The 1667-nt window shown below is 69.3% G+C and carries 2 protein-coding genes; one reads left to right on the forward strand and one right to left on the reverse strand.

Features of this window, described 5'->3' with window-relative positions:
- The first annotated feature begins 144 nt into the window (after positions 1-144).
- Entirely contained in the window at positions 145-1062 is a 918-nt protein-coding gene (locus ACFU3E_RS38395) for an IS5 family transposase (RefSeq protein WP_384169459.1), read from the forward strand.
- Here the strand turns inward: ACFU3E_RS38395 and ACFU3E_RS38400 are convergent.
- Entirely contained in the window at positions 1019-1555 is a 537-nt protein-coding gene (locus ACFU3E_RS38400) for a hypothetical protein (protein ID WP_283975061.1), read from the reverse strand. The two genes, ACFU3E_RS38395 and ACFU3E_RS38400, sit on opposite strands and share 44 nt — an antisense overlap.
- Between the last annotated feature and the right edge of the window lie 112 nt (positions 1556-1667).

The following is a 1667-nucleotide window of genomic DNA, read 5'->3' on the forward strand; positions in this document are numbered from 1 at the left end:
AGTAGCTGTTGTCGTTCCGATCTTGAGCGGTGTCCGTCGAACGGGAGTCTCGATTGGGTGGTCGTGGGGTGTTCGGCGCATACGAGTAGGGCCTCCTGAACAGCTCGTTGGTGTCGAATCACCGAGCAGCAGCAGGAGGCCCTGGTGCAGCAGTCTTGCGTGCCGATGGCCGGGCAGTCCAGCGCGGTCACCTGGGAGTGTGACTGCCTGGCTCACCGGTTCGGAAACGCCGCCGACAACGGGATGCGGCAGTCGCGTTATCCGACGGACATGACGGACGCGGAGTGGGCGGCGGTACGGCCGCTGCTGCCGGTGCCTGGCTGGATGCGCGGCCGGGGCGGCCGGCCGGAGGCGTACTGCCACCGTGCCATGCTCGATGCGATCCGGTATCTCGTGGACAACGGGATCAAGTGGCGGGCGATGCCCGCCGACTTCCCGCCGTGGGACCGCATCTACGCATTCTTCCGCCGCTGGCGCGACAACGCCCTGGTCAAGGAGTTCCACGACCGGTTGTGCGTGAGGGTCCGCGAGGAGCTGGGGCGGGACGCGCAGCCGACGGCCGCAGTGATCGACTCGCAGTCCGTCAAAGCGGACGCCGTGGTCGGCGCGGACAGCCGGGGCTTCGACGGCGGCAAGCTGGTCAACGGCCGCAAGCGGCATGTTGTGGTCGACACGCTCGGCCTGCTGCTGGGCGTGATGGTCACCGCCGCGGACACTGGCGACCGCATCGCCGCCCAGGTGCTGCTCAGGCAGGTCGCCGAAGTGCACCACCGGCTGGAACTGGTCTGGGCCGACGGCGGCTACACCGGCAGCCTCGTCGAGTACTGCCTGGCCAGGCTCGCGCTGGTCCTGGCGATCGTGAAACGCAGCGACGACATGCGCGGCTTCGTGGTGCTGCCCAAGCGGTGGATCGTCGAGCGCCTCTTCGCCCACCTGATGCGAAGCCGCCGTCTGGTGCGCGACTTCGAGCGGCGCACCACCAGCGCCGAGGCGATGGTCTACTGGTCGATGACCCTGCTCATGACGCGCCGCCTTGCCCGGCCACACCCTGGGCAAGAGTGAACCGGCCCGGCTGCCGCTCGGCCAGCCAGCCCCGCGCGACCAGGCGTTTCGCCTTCGACCGCAGTGCCTCCACTCGTGCCGGCACCAGGTCCATGCCGAACGCTTGGGCCATCTCCTGGCAGGTCAGCGGCCCTTGATGGAGCCGGTTCCGGTCCGCGAGCGCCGTGAGGATGCGCTGGTAGTCCACCGACAGCACCGACCCGTCAAGGCCCTCACGCCACACCGGCACCTGCGACTTCGGCTTCGCCGCATCCCGGGGTTCCGGGGGCGCGTCCGCATCCCGCGGATCCCCAGTGACCTCGGTGCCGGCGGTGTTGCCGCCGTCCGGAGCCAGCACCGTGTCGACCCGCCTGCGGGCAATCGCCCACTCCTGCCATTCCTGCTCGGCCGCGGCCAGTTCGGCCTGGATGCGGCCGGCCTCCTCCCGCAGCCCGTCGACTCGACGGCGAGCGGCGAGCTCGTGCTGTTCCAGCAGTCCGACGACTGACGGCATTGGTGACCTCCCGAGGAGCGACGACCCGACAGGCCACCACTCCCACGGAACCACCACTACTATCCCCGACCAGCGGAAACGCACCGATCACGCCCGGAAAGACAACAGCTTC

This window comes from Streptomyces sp. NPDC057424 (assembly GCF_042803315.1).
Classification (GTDB): Bacteria; Actinomycetota; Actinomycetes; order Streptomycetales; family Streptomycetaceae; genus Streptomyces.

Bases quoted from the DNA above. Each gene is read 5' to 3' on its own strand.
- ACFU3E_RS38400 (WP_283975061.1), bottom strand. From the start codon at position 1,555: ATGCCGTCAGTCGTCGGACTGCTGGAACAGCACGAGCTCGCCGCTCGC.